At 70.4% G+C, this 17,153-nt stretch carries 15 protein-coding genes and 1 riboswitch; of the genes, 13 read left to right on the top strand and 2 right to left on the bottom strand.

Annotated elements, in window-relative coordinates:
* Nucleotides 1-90: 90 nt before the first annotated feature.
* From BN2660_RS00075 to argH, 9 genes are all read left to right on the top strand, one after another.
* Nucleotides 91-1,056, top strand: a complete 966-nt coding sequence (locus BN2660_RS00075; RefSeq protein WP_091225716.1) for an NAD-dependent epimerase/dehydratase family protein — start codon at nucleotides 91-93, stop codon at nucleotides 1,054-1,056.
* Between the two features lie 120 nt (nucleotides 1,057-1,176).
* A riboswitch (TPP riboswitch) is annotated at nucleotides 1,177-1,270 on the top strand.
* The gene (gene thiM / locus BN2660_RS00070) at nucleotides 1,261-2,109 is read left to right on the top strand and encodes a hydroxyethylthiazole kinase (RefSeq protein WP_091225713.1); all 849 of its coding nucleotides are present in this window, start codon (nucleotides 1,261-1,263) and stop codon (nucleotides 2,107-2,109) included. Its footprint overlaps the riboswitch before it by 10 nt.
* On the top strand, nucleotides 2,106-4,253 hold the full coding sequence (gene thiD, locus BN2660_RS00065) for a bifunctional hydroxymethylpyrimidine kinase/phosphomethylpyrimidine kinase (RefSeq protein ID WP_091225711.1): 2,148 nt from the start codon (nucleotides 2,106-2,108) through the stop codon (nucleotides 4,251-4,253). The genes thiM and thiD overlap by 4 nt, the downstream gene beginning before the upstream one ends.
* Nucleotides 4,254-4,498: 245 nt before the next feature.
* Nucleotides 4,499-5,551, top strand: coding sequence for an N-acetyl-gamma-glutamyl-phosphate reductase (gene argC / locus BN2660_RS00060; RefSeq protein WP_091225709.1), 1,053 nt, complete (start codon nucleotides 4,499-4,501; stop codon nucleotides 5,549-5,551).
* A complete protein-coding gene (gene argJ, locus BN2660_RS00055) occupies nucleotides 5,548-6,705 on the top strand; it encodes a bifunctional glutamate N-acetyltransferase/amino-acid acetyltransferase ArgJ (RefSeq protein ID WP_091225706.1) in 1,158 nt (385 codons plus the stop codon). Before argC ends, argJ begins: the two co-directional genes overlap by 4 nt.
* The gene (argB, locus tag BN2660_RS00050; protein WP_091225704.1) at nucleotides 6,702-7,619 is read left to right on the top strand and encodes an acetylglutamate kinase; all 918 of its coding nucleotides are present in this window, start codon (nucleotides 6,702-6,704) and stop codon (nucleotides 7,617-7,619) included. Before argJ ends, argB begins: the two co-directional genes overlap by 4 nt.
* Entirely contained in the window at nucleotides 7,616-8,827 is a 1,212-nt protein-coding gene (locus BN2660_RS00045) for an acetylornithine transaminase (RefSeq protein ID WP_091225701.1), read from the top strand. Before argB ends, BN2660_RS00045 begins: the two co-directional genes overlap by 4 nt.
* On the top strand, nucleotides 8,824-9,753 hold the full coding sequence (argF, locus tag BN2660_RS00040) for an ornithine carbamoyltransferase (protein WP_091225699.1): 930 nt from the start codon (nucleotides 8,824-8,826) through the stop codon (nucleotides 9,751-9,753). Before BN2660_RS00045 ends, argF begins: the two co-directional genes overlap by 4 nt.
* Nucleotides 9,753-11,183 carry an argininosuccinate lyase gene (gene argH, locus BN2660_RS00035; RefSeq protein WP_091225696.1) on the top strand — a complete coding sequence of 477 codons (1,431 nt, stop codon included), beginning with the start codon at nucleotides 9,753-9,755 and terminating at the stop codon, nucleotides 11,181-11,183. Before argF ends, argH begins: the two co-directional genes overlap by 1 nt.
* 24 nt (nucleotides 11,184-11,207) lie before the next feature.
* Here argH and BN2660_RS00030 read toward each other — a convergent pair whose 3' ends face one another.
* A complete protein-coding gene (locus BN2660_RS00030) occupies nucleotides 11,208-11,807 on the bottom strand; it encodes a DUF1349 domain-containing protein (RefSeq protein WP_091225693.1) in 600 nt (199 codons plus the stop codon).
* A gap of 59 nt (nucleotides 11,808-11,866) precedes the next feature.
* Between BN2660_RS00030 and BN2660_RS00025 the strand changes: the two genes are divergently transcribed.
* The 4 genes from BN2660_RS00025 to BN2660_RS00010 all read left to right on the top strand — a co-directional run bounded on the left by BN2660_RS00025 (nucleotide 11,867) and on the right by BN2660_RS00010 (nucleotide 15,535).
* On the top strand, nucleotides 11,867-12,511 hold the full coding sequence (locus BN2660_RS00025; protein WP_091225690.1) for a SatD family protein: 645 nt from the start codon (nucleotides 11,867-11,869) through the stop codon (nucleotides 12,509-12,511).
* Nucleotides 12,508-13,284 (top strand): hypothetical protein, encoded by a 777-nt coding sequence (locus tag BN2660_RS00020; RefSeq protein WP_091225689.1) that lies wholly within the window; start codon nucleotides 12,508-12,510, stop codon nucleotides 13,282-13,284. Before BN2660_RS00025 ends, BN2660_RS00020 begins: the two co-directional genes overlap by 4 nt.
* Before the next feature lie 32 nt (nucleotides 13,285-13,316).
* On the top strand, nucleotides 13,317-14,618 hold the full coding sequence (tyrS, locus tag BN2660_RS00015; protein WP_091225687.1) for a tyrosine--tRNA ligase: 1,302 nt from the start codon (nucleotides 13,317-13,319) through the stop codon (nucleotides 14,616-14,618).
* Between the two features lie 83 nt (nucleotides 14,619-14,701).
* Nucleotides 14,702-15,535 carry a DUF4184 family protein gene (locus BN2660_RS00010; protein ID WP_091225685.1) on the top strand — a complete coding sequence of 278 codons (834 nt, stop codon included), beginning with the start codon at nucleotides 14,702-14,704 and terminating at the stop codon, nucleotides 15,533-15,535.
* On the opposite strand, the gene BN2660_RS00005 is transcribed toward BN2660_RS00010, so the two are convergent.
* A complete protein-coding gene (locus BN2660_RS00005) occupies nucleotides 15,492-16,817 on the bottom strand; it encodes a CoA transferase (protein ID WP_255304797.1) in 1,326 nt (441 codons plus the stop codon). The two genes, BN2660_RS00010 and BN2660_RS00005, sit on opposite strands and share 44 nt — an antisense overlap.
* Between the last annotated feature and the right edge of the window lie 336 nt (nucleotides 16,818-17,153).

The following is a 17,153-nucleotide window of genomic DNA, read 5'->3' as shown; positions in this document are numbered from 1 at the left end:
GCATCCTGTTCGGATGCAGTCCGCGTACCCCGGTGCAGGGGCGAGCGGAAGCCCCTTCCCTTCCTGGGCGGATGCTGGTGGCATGAGCGCATGACAGATGTGCTGATCCTCGGCGGAACGGGCTGGTTGTCCGGTCGCGTGGCCCGACGGCTCCTCGTCGGCGGAGCGACCGTGATGTGCCTCGCCCGGGGCGGCAGGCCGTCGCCGGAGGGCGCGAGCCTCGTGATCGCCGACCGGGACGATCCGACCGCCTACGACATGGTGTCCGGCCGCGACTGGGATCACGTGGTCGACATCTCCTCCCGGGCGGATCACGTCAGCGGGGCGGTCGCCGCTCTCGGAGACCGTGCCGCTCGATGGACGTACGTCTCGTCGGTGTCGGCGTACTCCGACGACGAGACCACCGGCGCCGACGAGTCGTCGCCGCTGCATCCGCCGGCCCGTGCAGGCGACGAGTACGAGTACGGGCCGCAGAAGGTCGCCGCCGAAGAGGCGGTGCGAGCGCTCGGCGATCGCGCCCTGGTCGTCCGGCCGGGTCTCATCGTGGGGGACGGGGACCCGAGCGACCGCTTCGGCTACTGGGCGGCCGCGTTCCTCCGCGCGGCGGACGACCCGGTGCTCGTGCCGCGTGCAGAGGGCCGCAGCACGCAGGTCATCGATGTCGAGGACCTCGCGGCGTTCATCTCCACGACGACCGCCACCGGCGCGGTCAATGCGATCGGCGACGCGCATCCGCTGGAGGAGGTGCTGGCCGCCGTCCGCGAAGCCGCTCGACACCGCGGCGAGGTCGTCGTCGCGGGCGATGACTGGCTGCTCGAGCACGGCGTCGCTCACTGGGCCGGGGCCAGATCTCTTCCGCTGTGGCTGCCCGTCGAGATGACCGGCTTCATGACCCGGTCGAATCGGGCGTATCGCGCCGCGGGGGGCGAACTGCGGTCCGTCGAGGACACCATCGAGGCGGTCATCGTCGACGAGGACGCACGCGGGGTCGACCGTCCGAGACGTGCCGGCCTCACCCGCGACGAGGAACGGGAGCTCCTGCGCCTGCTCGCGTGACGAGACTGCGCTCCGGCCCGGCTGCGCACCGCTGAGAGCGTGAGGCGGAACGACGCGGCCTGAGACCGAGACCTGTACGGCGGCATCGCCCGACCGACCGACGGGCGTCGCTAGACTGCGAGCAGTGACACGGGGTGCCGCATCCGCGGCTGAGAACAGACCCGTCGAACCTGATCTAGTTCGTACTAGCGAAGGGATGTCGCAATGAGCGATCGTCTGCGTCCAGAGTCCGATTCGACCCTCGTGGCTTCGGCTGCCGAGCTCCTGTCCGCGGTGCGGGAGGCGCCGCCACTCACACACTGCATCACGAACAGCGTCGTCACGGGCTTCACGGCCAACGTGCTGCTCGCTCTCGGAGCGGCACCGGCGATGGTCGACATCGTCGGCGAGGCGGGACTCTTCGCGGGCGTCGCGTCAGGGGTGCTGATCAACCTGGGAACCCCGGCACCCGAGCAGCGGGCGGCGGCCCTCGAGGCGGCGGACGGCGCGGCGTCGGTCGGCACACCGTGGGTGCTCGACCCCGTCGCGATCGGCGTGCTGCCGGTGCGCACCGCGCTCGCGCACGACCTGGTGGCCCGGCGGCCCACGGCGATCCGAGGCAACGCGTCGGAGATCCTCGCACTCGCCGGAGTGAGCGCGGGCGGACGCGGGGTCGATGCCACGGATACGACGGATGCCGCCGCCGACGCGGCGCTGGCGCTCGCCGCGCGGCACGGTGCGGTCGTCGCGGTCTCGGGGCCGGTCGATCTGATCACCGACGGCGACCGGGTGGTGCGCATCGCGAACGGGCATGAGCTCCTCACCCGGGTCACGGGGGGCGGATGCGCGCTGGGCGCCGTCATGGCGGCATTCCTCGGCGCCGCGCGCCCGTCGGCGATCGCACCGCTCACGGCGGTGGCGGCGGCGAGCCTCGTCTACACGATCGCCGCCGAGCATGCCGCGGCTCGGGCGTCCGGCCCCGGCAGCTTCGCCGTCGGACTTCTCGACGCACTCGCGGCCGTTCAGCCGCACGAGCTGGCTGCCGCTGCACGTGTCGAGGAGCGGGCGCTGTGATCGCCGATCTGTCCCTGTACCTCGTCACGGATCGGGAGCGCACGGGCGGGCGGGGTGTCGTCGAGACGGTGCGTCAGGCTGTCGACGGCGGCGTCCGCATCGTCCAGCTGCGGGACAAGACGGCGACGGATGCCGAGATCGCCGTGCAGCTCCTCGAACTCTCCCGGGTGATCGACGGGCGGGCGCTGCTCGTCGTGAACGATCGTCTCGACGCGGCTCTCGCAGCCCGCGATCGCGGTGCCAGCGTCGACGGCGTGCACCTCGGTCAGGGAGACGCATCGGTGCTGCGGGCGCGCGAGGCGCTCGGTGTGGACGCGATCGTCGGACTCACCGCGAACACCCGGGAGCATCTCGATGCGGTGCTGGCGCTGCCGCCGGGCACGGTGGACTATCTGGGTGTCGGCGTCATCCGCCCCACCGCGACGAAGCCGGATCATCCTCCCGCGCTGGGCATCGACGGCTTCGCGGCGCTCGCTGCAGCCAGTCCGCTCCCGTGTGTGGCGATCGGAGGGGTCACGGTCGACGACACCGAGGCGCTCCACGACGCGGGTGCTGCAGGACTCGCAGTGGTCTCCGCACTCTGCGCCGCCGATGATCCGACGAGGACCGCGACGGAGTTCGTGCGTCGCTGGCGGGCGGCCGGCGTCCCGCGGGTCCTGAGCATCGCGGGCAGCGACCCGTCCGGCGGCGCCGGCGTCCAGGCCGACCTGAAGTCGATCGCGGCGAACGGCGGATACGGCATGGCGGTGGTCACCGCTCTCACCGCCCAGAACACCAGGGGTGTGCGCGCGGTGCATGTCCCTCCCGCCGACTTCCTGCGCGAACAGCTCGATGCCGTCTCGGACGACATCGTCGTCGACGCGGTCAAGATCGGGATGCTCGCGAACAGCGACGTCATCCGCACGGTGGTCGAATGGCTCGACACGGTGCGACCGCCCATCATCGTGCTCGACCCTGTCATGGTCGCGACCAGCGGCGATCGGCTGCTGGATGCGGAGGCCGAGACGGCGCTGCGCGGACTGCTCGAGCGTGCCGACGTCGTGACACCGAATCTCGCAGAGCTCGCCGTGCTCACCGGGCGTCCTGTCGACGGATGGGATGCGGCCCTCGACGCCGCCGACGAACTCTCGGCCCGGATGGGTGCAGCGGTGCTGGTCAAGGGCGGCCATCTCGACGGCGACGAGGCTCCGGATGCGCTGGTGCACGCGGCGAGCGGACTCCGGCGCGAGTTCGCCGGCGCTCGCATCGCCACCGGCAACACGCACGGCACGGGATGCTCGCTCTCGTCGGCCCTGGCGACGCGCCTCGCGAGGGGGGAGTCATCCGTCGACGCCGTCGCCTCGGCGCGATCGTGGGTGCGGGAGGCGCTGCGGACGGGCCACTCGCTACGCGTCGGCGGAGGGCACGGGCCGATCGATCATCTCGGCGGGCTCTGGAGACGCGGCGGTCTCGAGACGGCGCCCGCTCCGGAAGAGCTCCGAGACGGTTGGTGGCAGCAGATCGCCGAGGTGCGGGCCGAGATCGACGAGCTGCCGTTCATCGGTGCTCTGGCAGACGGGACGCTCCCGCGGGAGGCGTTCCTGTTCTATCTGGGGCAGGATGCTCTCTACCTCCGGGAGTACGCGCGCGTGCTCTCCGAGGCCTCGCGGCTGGCTCCGACTCCCCAGGAACAGGCGTTCTGGGCGCACGCGGCACAGGGGTCCATCATCGGAGAGCTCGAACTGCACGCGTCCTGGCTGACTCCGGAGGCGGGCGTGGGTGCTTCGACCTTCGCCGCAGCCCGCGCTCCGGCGACCGTCGCCTACCTCGACCATCTGCGCTCGGTGGCCTTCGGCGGGGTGTACTCGGAACTCATCGCGGCGGTGCTGCCGTGCTTCTGGATCTACACGGATCTCGGCAGACGCCTGCATGCGGGGGAGTTCGGCGACGGCGTCCGCGACCCGGCGCACCCGTACGCCTCGTGGCTCGCGACCTATGCCGATCCGGCGTTCGAGGAGGCGACGGAGCAGGCGATCGATCACGTCACGCGTGCAGCCGCGCGGGCCGATGCCGAGGGACGCCGGAGGATGCTCCGCGCCTTCGTGGTCTCCAGCGCGCACGAGCGCGCGTTCTTCGCTCAGGAACGCCCGCTGCCGTGCGGATGACGGCCCGGATTTGCGCATGCCGCGACGAGCGCGCTATCGTCGCGGCATGCCTTCGGCCGCCACCGCTTCTCTGATGCTCGCTCCGAGCGTCATCGCCGTGCGCCGACGCCGCAGCGGCCGCCGACTCTAGGCGACCCTGCGCTTCTGCCTGCGTATGCGCGGCGGTCGAGTGCCGGCGTCGCCGCCCCGGTTCCCGACACTGCACCCCCGAGTTCGACGAGGGGTCCGACCGTTAAGGTAGAAGCATGACGTATTCCGTCGCCGTCTCCGGCGCATCCGGCTATGCGGGCGGCGAGATCCTGCGCCTTCTCGCCGATCATCCCGACATCGAGATCCGGACCGTCACGGCCCACTCGAACGCCGGGCAGCCGCTGATCCAGCACCAGCCGCACCTGCGATCGCTCGCCCGCCTCACGCTGCAGGACACCACCCCCGAGACGCTCGCCGGGCACGACATCGTGTTCCTGGCCCTGCCGCACGGGCAGTCCGGTCAGTACACGGATGCGCTCGGCGAGACGCCGCTCGTGATCGATGCGGGAGCGGACCACCGCCTGACCTCGCAGGGAGCGTGGGACGACTTCTACGGCGGCGCGTTCCACGAACCGTGGGCGTACGGCGTCCCCGAGCTGCTGGTCGGCGGGGTCAAACAGCGCGAGACACTGCGCGCAGCGACGCGCATCGCCGCGCCCGGGTGCAACGCCTCGACCGTGAGTCTCAGCCTCGCACCTGGTGTCGCGGCGGGCGTGATCGACCCCGGGGACATCGTGTCGGTGCTCGCCGTCGGTCCGTCGGGTGCGGGCAAGAGCCTGAAGACCAACCTGCTGGCGGGCGAGATCCTCGGCAGCGCCAACCCGTACGCCGTCGGCGGCACGCATCGCCACATCCCGGAGATCCGGCAGGCGCTCGCCGCCGCGTCCGGCGGCGAGGCCGACGGCATCCGCATCTCGTTCACCCCGATCCTCGTCCCCATGTCGCGGGGAATCCTCGCCACCTCCAGCGCCCCGATCGCGGCTGATGCCTCCGACGCCGAGATCCGTGCGGCGTGGGAGGAGGCCTATGGCGATGAGACCTTCGTCGAGCTGCTCCCCGCGGGCGAGTTCCCCCGCACGGCGGACGTGCTCGGTGCGAACACCGCGCTGATCGGCCTCGCCATCGACCGTGCCGCGGGCCGCGTCACCGTGGTCGCCGCTGTCGACAACCTCGTCAAGGGGACCGCCGGAGCCGCCGTCCAGTCCATGAACCTCGCGCTGGGGCTGCCCGAGTCCCGCGCACTCTCAGTGAACGGAGTCGCGCCGTGAGCGTCACCGCCCCCGCAGGATTCGAGGCGGCCGGAGTCTCCGCCGGCCTCAAGTCGACCGGCAAGCCCGATGTCGCGGTGGTCGTCAACCGCGGGCCACGCAAAGTCGGCGCCGCCGTCTTCACCAGCAACCGCGCCAAGGCCAACCCGATCATCTGGTCGCAGCAGGCCGTCGCCGACCGGGTCGTCGAGGCCGTCGTGCTGAACTCCGGCGGAGCCAACTGCTTCACCGGGAGCTTCGGATTCCAGACCACGCACCAGACCGCCGAGAAGGCGGCCGAACTGCTCGGCATCAGCGCGGGAGACGTGCTCGTCTGCTCGACCGGACTCATCGGCGTCGGCGACGAGGTGTTCCGCGGCAAGGTCCTCGCCGGTACGGAGCAGGCCGTCGCCGCTCTGTCCGCCGACGGCGGTGCGCTCGCGGCAGAAGCGATCATGACGACCGACAGCGTGTCGAAGACCGCCGTCGTCAGCCGCGACGGGTGGACGATCGGCGGCATGGCGAAGGGCGCGGGCATGCTCGCGCCCGGCCTCGCGACGATGCTCGTCGTCATCACGACGGATGCCGTCCTCGAGCCGCTCGAGGCGGATGCCGCGCTGCGCGCCGCGACGGGTACGACCTTCGACCGCCTGGACTCGGACGGCTGCATGTCGACCAACGACCAGGTCACTCTCCTCGCCAACGGGGCCTCCGAGGTCGTGCCCGACCTCGAGGAGTTCTCGGCCGCGCTGCGGGAGCTGTGCCAGGACCTCGCCGTCCAGCTGCAGGGGGACGCCGAGGGCGCCAGCCACGACATCACGATCGAGGTGCAGCACGCGGCATCCGAGGCGGAGGCCGTCGAGGTGGGCCGCTCGGTCGCTCGGAACAACCTGTTCAAGGCCGCCATCTTCGGGAACGACCCGAACTGGGGGCGCGTTCTCGCGGCGATCGGAACGACTTCCGCGCAGTTCGACCCCTACGACGTCGATGTGTGGATGAATGGCGTGCGCGTCTGCAGCGAGGGCGGACCCGACCGCCCGCGCGAGGAGGTCGACCTGTCTCCGCGCGCCACGCACCTCGTCATCGACCTCAAGGTGGGCGAGGCGACCGCGACGGTCCTCACGAACGACCTCACCCACGACTACGTGCACGAGAACAGCGCCTACGCCTCATGACCGACATCCAGGACACCACGCCCGACGTCGCGGCGGTCAAGGCGCAGACGCTGATCGAGTCGCTGCCATGGCTCAAGCGGTTCCGCGATCAGATCGTCGTCGTGAAGTACGGCGGCAATGCCATGGTCTCCGACGAGCTGCAGGAGGCCTTCGCGCAGGACATCGCGTACCTGCGGTATGTCGGAGTGCAGCCGGTGGTCGTGCACGGCGGCGGTCCGCAGATCTCCGACATGCTGCAGCGTCTCGAGATCCCCAGCGAGTTCAAGGGCGGATACCGGGTCACCAACACCGAGGCGATCAGCGTGGTGCGCATGGTGCTGACCGGTCAGGTGAATCCGCAGCTCGTGTCGAAGATCAACTCGCACGGACCCATCGCCACGGGATTGAGCGGCGAGGACGCCGGTCTCTTCGGCGGGCGCCGCCGCGGAGTCGTCGTCGACGGCGAGGAGATCGACCTCGGACGAGTGGGCGACGTCGTGGAGGTCGACCCCACACCCGTGCTCGATCACCTGGCCGCCGGCCGGGTCCCGGTGGTGTCGAGCATCGCACCCGACCTCGATCACCCCGGACAGTCGCTCAACGTGAATGCGGATGCCGCGGCTGCAGCGCTCGCGATCGCGCTCGGTGCACGCAAGCTCGTGATCCTCACCGACGTGCCGGGGCTCTACGCCGACTGGCCCAACCGCGACTCGCTCGTGTCGCACCTGACGTCGGAGGATCTCATCGAGATGCTGCCGGGTCTCGAATCGGGGATGATCCCGAAGATGCGGGCCTGCCTGGATGCGGTCGAGGGCGGCGTCGATGCCGCCGCCATCATCGACGGACGCGTACCGCATTCGGTGCTCGTCGAACTCTTCACCAGCAAGGGGATCGGAACAGAAGTGGTCGTGGGAAGCGCAGGGACGAAAGCATGAGCAACTGGCAGGATGACGCGGAGAGCGACCTGATCCTCAACGCGGGACGCCGTCTCGCGCTCCTCATCCGCGGTGAGGGCTCGTACCTGTGGGACTCCGAAGGCACACGGCACCTCGACTTCCTCGCCGGGATCGCCGTGACATCGCTCGGGCACGCGCACCCCGTCTTCGTCGAGGCCGTCTCCACGCAGGCTGCGACCCTCGCGCACGTCTCGAACTACTTCGCGACCCCGTCGCAGCTCGCGCTCGCCGCGCGGCTCAAGCGCCTCGCCGGCGCCGGGCTCGACGGACGCGTGTTCTTCTCGAACTCGGGCGCCGAGGCGAACGAGGCGGCATTCAAACTCGCCCGTCTGCACGGCGGCAGTGAGAAGCCGCGGATCATCGCGCTCGAGAACGGCTTCCACGGCCGGACGATGGGCTCACTCGCCCTGACCGCCAAGGAGTCGATGCGGGCGCCCTTCGAGCCCATGCCCGGGGGAGTGGAGCACATCCCCGCCACGATCGAGGCGCTCGAGGCGGCGATCGACGACCGTGTCGCCGCCGTGATGGTCGAACCCATCCAGGGCGAGGCGGGAGTCGTGGAGCTGCCTGAGGGGTATCTGGCAGCAGCGCGCTCGCTGACCCTGAAGCACGGAGCCCTGCTCATCGTCGACGAGATCCAGACCGGCGCGGGTCGCACGGGAGCCTGGTTCGGCTTCAGCCACGAGGGCATCACCCCCGATGCGATCACACTGGCCAAGGGCATCGGCGGCGGATTCCCCATCGGCGCGCTCGTCACCTACGGCGCGGCCAGCTCCCTGTTCACGCCCGGATCGCACGGCTCGACGTTCGGCGGCAACCCCTTGGCCACGGCGGTCGCCGATGCGGTGCTCACCGAGATCGAGAGCGCAGGACTCGTCGAGAACGCCGCTCGACGCGGCGACGAGCTGCGTGACATCATCCTCGGTCTCGGTTCGCCCTTGGTCACCGGGGTGCGCGGGCGCGGACTCCTCATCGGCGTCGCACTGTCGGCTCCCGTGGCCGGCGATGTGGTGGCCGCCGCGCAGGAGCGCGGACTCATCGTCAACGCCGCGAATCCCGAGACCGTGCGCATCGCGCCCGCCCTCACGATCGGCGACGCCGAGCTCGCCGAGTTCCGCGAGCTCTTCGCGGCCGCTCTGGCCGACGTCGCGACATCTCTCACCTCCTCCGGAAAGGCCGAACTGTGACCCGCCACCTGCTGCGTGACGATGACCTGACCCCCGCAGAGCAGGCGGAGATCCTCGATCTCGCCCTCGAGTTGAAGAAGGACCGCTGGGCGAACAAGGCCCTCGCCGGTCCGCAGACCGTCGCGGTGATCTTCGACAAGTCGTCGACCCGTACGCGCGTGTCCTTCGCCGTCGGCATCGCCGACCTCGGCGGCTCTCCGCTGATCATCTCGACCGCCAGCAGCCAGCTGGGCGGGAAGGAGACCCCCTCGGACACCGCTCGGGTGCTCGAGCGCCAGGTGGCCGCCATCGTCTGGCGCACCTACGCGCAGGCGGGTCTCGAGGAGATGGCCGCAGGGACGACGGTGCCCGTCATCAATGCGCTGTCCGATGACTTCCACCCGTGCCAGCTGCTCGCGGACCTGCTCACGATCCGCGAGCACAAGGGTGATCTCAAGGGACTGACCCTGACGTTCTTCGGCGACGGTCAGAGCAACATGGCCCATTCGTACGCGCTCGCCGGCGTCACCGCCGGCATGCATGTGCGCATCGCGTCACCCGAGCACTACGCGCCGCGCGCCGACGTCGTCGAGGCGGCCGATCGCCGCGCCGCCGAGACCGGCGGATCCATCACCCTTCTCACCGACCCGGTCGAGGCTGCGGCCGGTGCCGACGTCGTCGTCACCGACACCTGGGTCTCGATGGGCAAGGAGGAGGAGAAGCTCGCCCGCATCCGCGACCTCGGGAGCTACAAGGTGACGCCCGAGACGATGACGATCGCCGATTCTGAGGCGATCTTCATCCACTGCCTCCCCGCCGACCGCGGGTACGAGGTCGACTCGGATGTCATCGACGGACCGCAGAGCGTCGTATGGGACGAGGCGGAGAACCGGCTGCACGCGCAGAAGGCTCTGCTGGTATGGCTGCTCGGTAAGAAGGACGCGTGATGACCGGTTCGAAGAACGACGCCACCAACGAAGGCGCTCTCTGGGGCGCCCGGTTCGCGAGCGGTCCGTCGCCGGAACTCGCCGAGCTCAGTCGGTCGACGCATTTCGACTGGGTGCTCGCGCCCTACGACATCGCGGGATCGCATGCGCACGCGACGGCGCTCGCCGCCGCCGGCTACCTCGAGCCGGATGAGGCCGAGCGGATGCATGCGGGATTGGATGCTCTGGCGCGCAAGGTCGCGGACGGGACCCTGGCCCCCGCTCCGTCGGACGAGGACGTGCACGGTGCGCTCGAGCAGGCGCTGATCGCAGAAGTGGGTCCCGAGCTCGGGGGTCGCCTGCGTGCGGGTCGCAGTCGCAACGACCAGATCGCGACCCTCGTGCGGATGTACCTGATCGATCACGCGCGGGTCATCGCCCGCGATCTGCTCCGCGTCATCGACGCGCTCGTGGCTCAGGCCGAGGCACACCCCGACGCCATCCTGCCCGGGCGCACCCATCTGCAGCATGCGCAGCCGGTGCTGCTGGCGCACCACCTCCAGGCCCATGGCTGGCCGTTGGTGCGCGAGCTCGAGCGGCTCGTCGACTGGCGCCGCCGCGCCGGTGTCTCGCCGTACGGGGGAGGAGCGCTCGCCGGGTCGACGCTGGGGCTCGATCCCGCGCTCGTCGCGACCGAGCTGGGCCTCGACCGCCCGGCGGAGAACTCCCTCGACGGCACAGCCGCGCGCGACGTGGTCGCGGAGTTCGCCTTCATCGCCGCGATGACCGGCGTCGACCTGTCGCGTCTGAGCGAGGAGATCATCCTCTGGAACACGCGCGAGTTCGGCTTCGTGACGCTGCACGACAGCTATTCGACCGGGTCGAGCATCATGCCGCAGAAGAAGAACCCCGACATCGCGGAGCTCGCCCGGGGCAAGTCGGGCCGGCTCATCGGCAACCTGTCGGGTCTGCTCGCGACGCTCAAAGGCCTGCCGCTCGCGTACAACCGCGATCTCCAGGAGGACAAGGAGCCGGTCTTCGACTCGGTGCAGACGCTCGAGGTCGTGCTTCCGGCCTTCGCGGGCATGATCGCTACGCTGCGCTTCGACACCGAGCGGATGGCAGCGCTCGCGCCGCAGGGTTTCTCGCTCGCGACGGATGTGGCGGAGTGGCTCGTCAAGCGACGCGTGCCCTTCCGTGATGCGCACGAGATCTCGGGCGCCCTCGTGCGGGCCTGTGAAGAGCAGAGCATCGGGCTCGAGGATGCATCCGACGAGCTGTTGCTCTCGGTGTCGCCGCACCTGGTGCCGGAGGTGCGGGAGGTCCTGACGATCGAGGGCTCGGTGGCGTCGCGCACCGGCGCCGGCGGCACCGCCCCGGTCAGGGTCGCCGAGCAGCGCGCCGAGCTCGTCGCGAGGGCACAGGCCGCGGCCCACGCCCTCGGTCTGTGACGGGCGGGGATCGACGGTCGATCGTCAGTGCAGGTCGGCGTCTGCGGCGGATCGCGACCACCGGGTGAAGCGCACCGTGAGGCCGGCGCGGGTGGGCGCGGCCAGGAACGGACCGGCGGATGCGGTCGCCGCGCCGTCGAACGGCGCGACGCGCACCAGACGCCAGGCGCCGTCGCCGGCACGTGCGCGCACGATCACGGCATCCGCCCACCGGCTCACCCGCACGCTGATCTCGCTGTCGAGCCAGTCGTCGACGTATCCGACGGACCAGTCGGATCGGACCGCGGTCACGACCGCACCGAGTCCGAGGTGCCCGTCGGCGTATTCGACACCGGCCTTGATCCAGTGCTCGTCGTCCGTCTGCACGAAGACGCCCGCCTGGTCGAACTGACCGTCCCAGGGGGCGCGGAACGTGACCTCCATGGCGTCGCCGACCGCGAGCGGCGCGAGCAGGGCGTGCTCGGTGTCGTGGATGAAGCCGTACGCGGTGTGGCGCCAGGCGTCGCTCCCTTCCACGGCCGTGACATCGAGTTCGACACCGGCGGATTCGTGCACCGGCGTGGCGGATGCGGGGGCGTGGGTCCACTGTCCGTCGGACCAGGCGATGATGACTGATTCAGGCATATCCCGAGGATATAACCAAATAGGATATAAACGCTAGTTATTCGTGATACGGTTATCACATGACGATCGCCGTACTCGCCGACATCGTGGGCTCTCGCAAGCTCGACGACCGGAGCGCGGCGCAGCGGGTCCTCGACGAGACCATCGCGCAGGTCGAACGCGACCTCCCGCTCGCGATGCAGCCACTCACGCCGACAGTCGGCGACGAGCAGCAGGGTCTGTACCGCGATCTCGCGGACGCGCTCGTCTCGCTCCTCATGATCCAGCTCCGGCTCCCCGACGGGATCGCATTCCGCTTCGGCATCGGGATCGGCGAGGTGCGAGCGGTCGATTCGGTGCACGGCGAACTCGCAGACGGCCCCGGCTGGTACGCCGCCCGCGCCGCGATCGAGACCGTGCACGCGAGGGAGTCGCGCGCCGTACCGCGCACACGCACCTGGATTGTCGGAGCCCCGGGGCAGGATGAGGTCATGGAGACCACGATCTCGGCGTCCAACGCCTACCTGCTCGCGAGAGACGAGCTGGTGGGCGCGATGAACGAGCGCGAACGACGACTCACCTACGGGCGGCTCGTGGGACGATCCCAGCACGAGCTCGCGGCGGAGGAGGGCATCACCCAGCCGGCGGTCTCGAAGTCGCTGCGCAACGCCGGAAGCGCCGCCCTGCTCGAAGGCCTGACCGCGCTTCGCGGAGGCGCCTCGTGATCGTCGCCGGCTTCCTCCTGCTCGCGGTCGGCGCCGCCGACCTCGTCCGTCAGTTCGCACCACGGCGGTGGATCGGCTACCTCACGGTGGCGATCATCCTTCTGCTGCTCGGCAGCGTCAGCGACGCCCTGCTCCCCATGCTCGCCGCTCTCGTCGTGGGCGCCCTGTGGGTGTGGAGCATGCCCACCGAGCGCACCGCGCCGCTCGGCTTCTGGCCGGCGGTGCTGCTCGGCGCGGCAGCCGTGAGCGCCGTCGTCTGGCTCGGTGCCCGAGCGGATGCCGGTCTCATCGGCTCCACCTGGAGCCTGCGCTCGCCGTTCGGCGACATCCCGTTCGATCTCGCGGTGCTCACCGTCGGCACCGGTCTGTTCCTCCTCGAGTCCGCCAACCTCGTCGTCCGCGCGGCGCTCGACGGCGAGCACACCTGGCGTCCGGCCGAACTCGCTCGGCGTCGACCGGAACCGCTTCCCGCGACAGAGGCACCCGAGACCGAGCCCGTCACCGCCGCCGCATCACCCGACCCGCGAGCGGGATTCAAGGGCGGGCGGCTCATCGGTCCGCTCGAGCGAGTGATCGTCATGATCCTCACGCTCGCCGCGGCCTACCCGATCCTCGCCGCGATGCTGGCGGCCAAGGGCATCGTGCGCTTTCCCGAGATCTCGCGCGACGGCGAGACCGGAGCCCGCGCGGAGTACTTCCTCGTCGGCAGCCTCGTGAGCTGGGTGATCGGGCTCGGCGGGGCCTTCCTCGTGTGGTGGGCCGCCCACGTCTGAGTGGAGCATCCACCGCTGATAGCCTGGTCCGCGTGTCGAATTCCGCTCTGACGACCGCCCCGCCGGCGATCGACCCCACGTTCGAGAACGTGTGGGACGAACTGCTGTGGCGCGGCCTCGTCCACGTGTCCACTGACCAGGAGGCGCTGCGCGCCCTTCTCGCCGGGGACCCGATCACGTATTACTGCGGATTCGACCCGACGGCTCCGAGCCTGCACCTCGGCAACCTCGTGCAGCTGCTCACCCTGCGTCGTATCCAGCTCGCCGGTCACCGGCCGCTCGGCCTCGTGGGCGGTTCGACCGGTCTCATCGGCGATCCGCGGCCCACAGCCGAGCGCACCCTCAACACGAGGGAGACCGTCGAGGAATGGGTCGGTCGCCTGCGGGGGCAGGTCGAGCGCTACCTCAGCTTCGAGGGCGACAACGCGGCGCGCATCGTGAACAATCTCGACTGGACGGCGCCGCTGTCGGCCATCGACTTCCTCCGGGAGATCGGCAAGCACTACCGCGTGGGCACCATGCTCAAGAAGGATGCGGTCGCCGCTCGGCTGAACTCGGACGCGGGCATCAGCTACACCGAGTTCAGCTACCAGATCCTGCAGGGCATGGACTACCTCGAGCTCTACCGCCAGTACGACTGCGTGCTGCAGACCGGCGGCTCCGACCAGTGGGGCAACCTGACGAGCGGCACCGATCTGATCCATCGCGTCGAGGGCGTCTCCGTGCACGCGATCGGCACCCCGCTGATCACGAACAGCGACGGGACGAAGTTCGGCAAGAGCGAGGGCAACGCGATCTGGCTGGACGCCGAGATGTGCAGTCCGTACCGGATGTACCAGTTCTGGCTGAGCACCGCCGATGCCGACGTGATCGACCGACTGAAGGTCTTCACGTTCCTCTCCCGCGCGGAGATCGAGGAGTACGCGGCTCTCGTCGAGGCGGAGCCCTTCCGTCGTGCGGCGCAGAAGCGGCTGGCCCTCGAGGTCGTGTCGACCGTGCATGGGATCGAGGCCGCAGCGGCGGTGATCGCGGCATCCGAGGCGCTGTTCGGGCAGGGGGACCTCACCGCGCTCGATGCCTCGACCCTGAGGACAGCGCTCGAGGAACTCCCGAACGCCACCGTCGCCGCAGGCACTCCGGTCATCGAGGTCCTGGTCTCCACGGGGCTCGTGTCCAGCCTGTCGGAGGCGCGCCGCGCCATCGCCCAGGGCGGTGTCTCGCTCGACGGCGAACGCGTCGACGACGAGTCGGCAGTGGTCGAGGGCTCGCTGCCCGGTGGGGTCTCCGTACTCCGGCGCGGCAAGAAGACTCTCGCCGGAGTCTTCATCGCCTGATCGCCCGCGCGGCGGCGGCTCGGGTCGTTCCCAGCCGCCGCCGTCAGGCTCTCCGGTGTCAGCCGTTCGACAGGAGGTGCAGGATGCCGTTCACTCCGAGCCACGCGCTGGTCGCGCTGCCCTTCATCCGCACGCCGTTCGTGGCGTCGGCGATCGCGATCGGAGCGATGACGCCGGATCTGCCGCTGTTCCTCAGGGGAGCCGGCCTGCCCTATTCGTTCACGCACGAGTTCGGGAACGTCGCCGTCACCGCGCTCGTCGCCTTCGTGCTGTTCCTGCTGTGGCGGGTGGTGCTCCGGCCGGCGATCGGAGAGCTGTCGCCGCTCGCCGTGGCGCGGAGGCTGACGACGGACTGGTCGGATTCCGGTCGGGCGGCGGCGGCGTCCGCTGTGGGGCTCGGGTCAGGGCGACGGTGGTTCCTCGTCTGGCTCGCTGCATCGCTCGTCCTGGGCGTCGTGTCCCACATCGCCTGGGACCTGTTCACGCATGAGGGGCGATGGGGCGTCGACGCGATGCCGGTTCTCGACGAACTGTGGGGGCCGCTCACCGGGTACAAGTGGCTGCAGCACGGGTCGAGCCTGATCGGACTCGTCGTGATCGGGATCTGGGCGCTGCTGCGTCTCCATCGTGCCCGGCCGCGAGCATCCGTCGTCCGCGCGGTCCCCGACGGTGTTCGCTTCGCCTGGTGGCTGTCGCTTCCGGTGATCCTGATCACGGCGGGCGTCATCGGCTACCTCTCGTACGGCCCGTTCGACGACGACTTCACGCTCCAGCACCTCGCATACCGGATGCTCCCTCCGGCGTGCGGCCTCTGGGGAGTGCTCACGATCGCGCTGTGCCTCGCGGTGCCCTTGTTCCGCCGCTTCGCTCGGGTCACCACCTCGGCGGATCAGCTCCCCACGGCCGAGGTGCGCTGAACTCGAGTCCCGGAAGCGCGGGCCGCGCGGTCGTCACGTCGTGGACGCCGACGCGGAACCTCGCGCTGTGCGCCGAGGTCTCGAACGGCTGCTCGGGTTGCGGGTCGCGGGTTCTCGGCATTCCCAGAAGCTCGGCGGCGATGCGACGGAGCGACGTGTGCACCCACCAGGTGCCGCCCTCTCTCCGGCGGCGCTCGACGAGCGCGACGATGGAGGCGGCGAGGAGGTAGCCGGCGCTGTGATCCAGTGCCTGCGCGGGAAGGGCGCCCGGCGTCACGCCGTCGCGCGACTCGATCATCGCGATGCCCGATTCCGCCTGCACGAGACTGTCGAAGCCCGCTAGGTGCGGATGGTCGAGACCCCACGCGCTGAGCTGTGCGATCACCAGACCCGGATGCCGCTCCGCGAGCTGGGCGGGGGAGAGGCCGAGGCGTTCGAGCGCCCCCGGGCGATACCCGAGCACCACGACGTCGGCGCCGGCGAGCAGTGTGCGGAAGTCGTCGGTGGCCGCATCGAGGACGGTCGAGCGCTTGCCGTGCCCGGTGTCGAAGTGCTGCCACTCGGGCTCGGCACGGTGAGGCGGATCGACGCGGAGCACATCGGCACCGAGCAGCGCGAGGGTGCGCGTGCACACGGGGCCGGCGATCACGCGGGTGAGGTCGAGGACGCGGATGCCCGCGAGTGGGCGCTGCACCGAGAGGTCGGTGCGGGGGAGACGCAGTCGAGCGCCGGGGCCGAGCCGGGTCACGGAGAGCAGTGGCTGCTCCCGGAGCCGACGGTCGACCTCGGGATGCTCCGGGCGGACGGCGACGGCGAGTCCGCCTGCTCGCGTGATGGCGCCGATCGCGTCGTGGACCGTGCGATCCCCGAACGCCGCGCGGAGGTCGTCGGCGCGCGCACCGGCAGACAGGTCCACACCGGCGAGCAGTGCCGCGGCGTGGTGAGGATAGTTGCCGTGCGTCCGGATCCACCCGTCCGTCGCGCGCCAGAAGCCGGAGTATCCCGACCACACGTCGGGAGGGGTCCCGTCGACGGTGAGCAGCCGGTCGCTGCGGTAGGCGAGGGCGATGCGCTCGGGGTCAGGGGAGAGGGGGATGCCGGCGAGCGATGTGACCGCGGTGACGCTCGCCCAGGCGAGGCCGGCCGTCGCGAGTCGCGAGGGCAGGGGGACCGGATGCGAGGGCGCGGCGTCCGCCGAGCCCTCTGAGGCGGGCGCCTCCAGCTCGGCGCGCACCCGGGCGAGTAGACGCGAAGGCGGGGTGGGAATCGGCGGCGTCGGCACGGTGTGATCGTACTGCGGTCGGGTCTCGACGATGGTTTCACCGCCTGGCCTGGGCAAACGCGATGAGCAGCGTCAGACGACACGCCCGGGGGTGCTGCCCCGATTTGCCAGAACCCCAGAACCCCCGTAACTTATTACTTGTTCGCCCCACAGGGAAGCGGAGAGGCCGAGAGCTTCACCCCCCTCAAGCGGAGAACCACCTCCCGATCCTCTCACTTGTGAGAACAGACGCCTGCGTCTAGGATGGGAGATCCACCCCTTCTGCGGCTGTCACAGGCTGCGCAGCGGATCCAAGATCCGCGCGGCGCGCTGATTTGACAAGCGAGACAGGGTGGG

Origin of the sequence: Microbacterium sp. 3J1, from assembly GCF_001049495.1 — a bacterium.
Taxonomy (GTDB): Bacteria; Actinomycetota; Actinomycetes; order Actinomycetales; family Microbacteriaceae; genus Microbacterium.
This window is presented reverse-complemented; position numbering and strand designations above follow the sequence as displayed.

What these genes read in the sequence shown, in the direction of transcription:
- BN2660_RS00075 (WP_091225716.1), top strand. Translation starts at nt 91, where the DNA reads ATGACAGATGTGCTGATCCTCGGCGGAACGGGCTGGTTGTCCGGTCGC.
- thiM (WP_091225713.1), top strand. Translation starts at nt 1,261, where the DNA reads ATGAGCGATCGTCTGCGTCCAGAGTCCGATTCGACCCTCGTGGCTTCG.
- argC (WP_091225709.1), top strand. Translation starts at nt 4,499, where the DNA reads ATGACGTATTCCGTCGCCGTCTCCGGCGCATCCGGCTATGCGGGCGGC.
- argB (WP_091225704.1), top strand. Translation starts at nt 6,702, where the DNA reads ATGACCGACATCCAGGACACCACGCCCGACGTCGCGGCGGTCAAGGCG.
- BN2660_RS00045 (WP_091225701.1), top strand. Translation starts at nt 7,616, where the DNA reads ATGAGCAACTGGCAGGATGACGCGGAGAGCGACCTGATCCTCAACGCG.
- argH (WP_091225696.1), top strand. Translation starts at nt 9,753, where the DNA reads ATGACCGGTTCGAAGAACGACGCCACCAACGAAGGCGCTCTCTGGGGC.
- BN2660_RS00030 (WP_091225693.1), bottom strand. Translation starts at nt 11,807, where the DNA reads ATGCCTGAATCAGTCATCATCGCCTGGTCCGACGGACAGTGGACCCAC.
- BN2660_RS00025 (WP_091225690.1), top strand. Translation starts at nt 11,867, where the DNA reads ATGACGATCGCCGTACTCGCCGACATCGTGGGCTCTCGCAAGCTCGAC.
- BN2660_RS00010 (WP_091225685.1), top strand. Translation starts at nt 14,702, where the DNA reads ATGCCGTTCACTCCGAGCCACGCGCTGGTCGCGCTGCCCTTCATCCGC.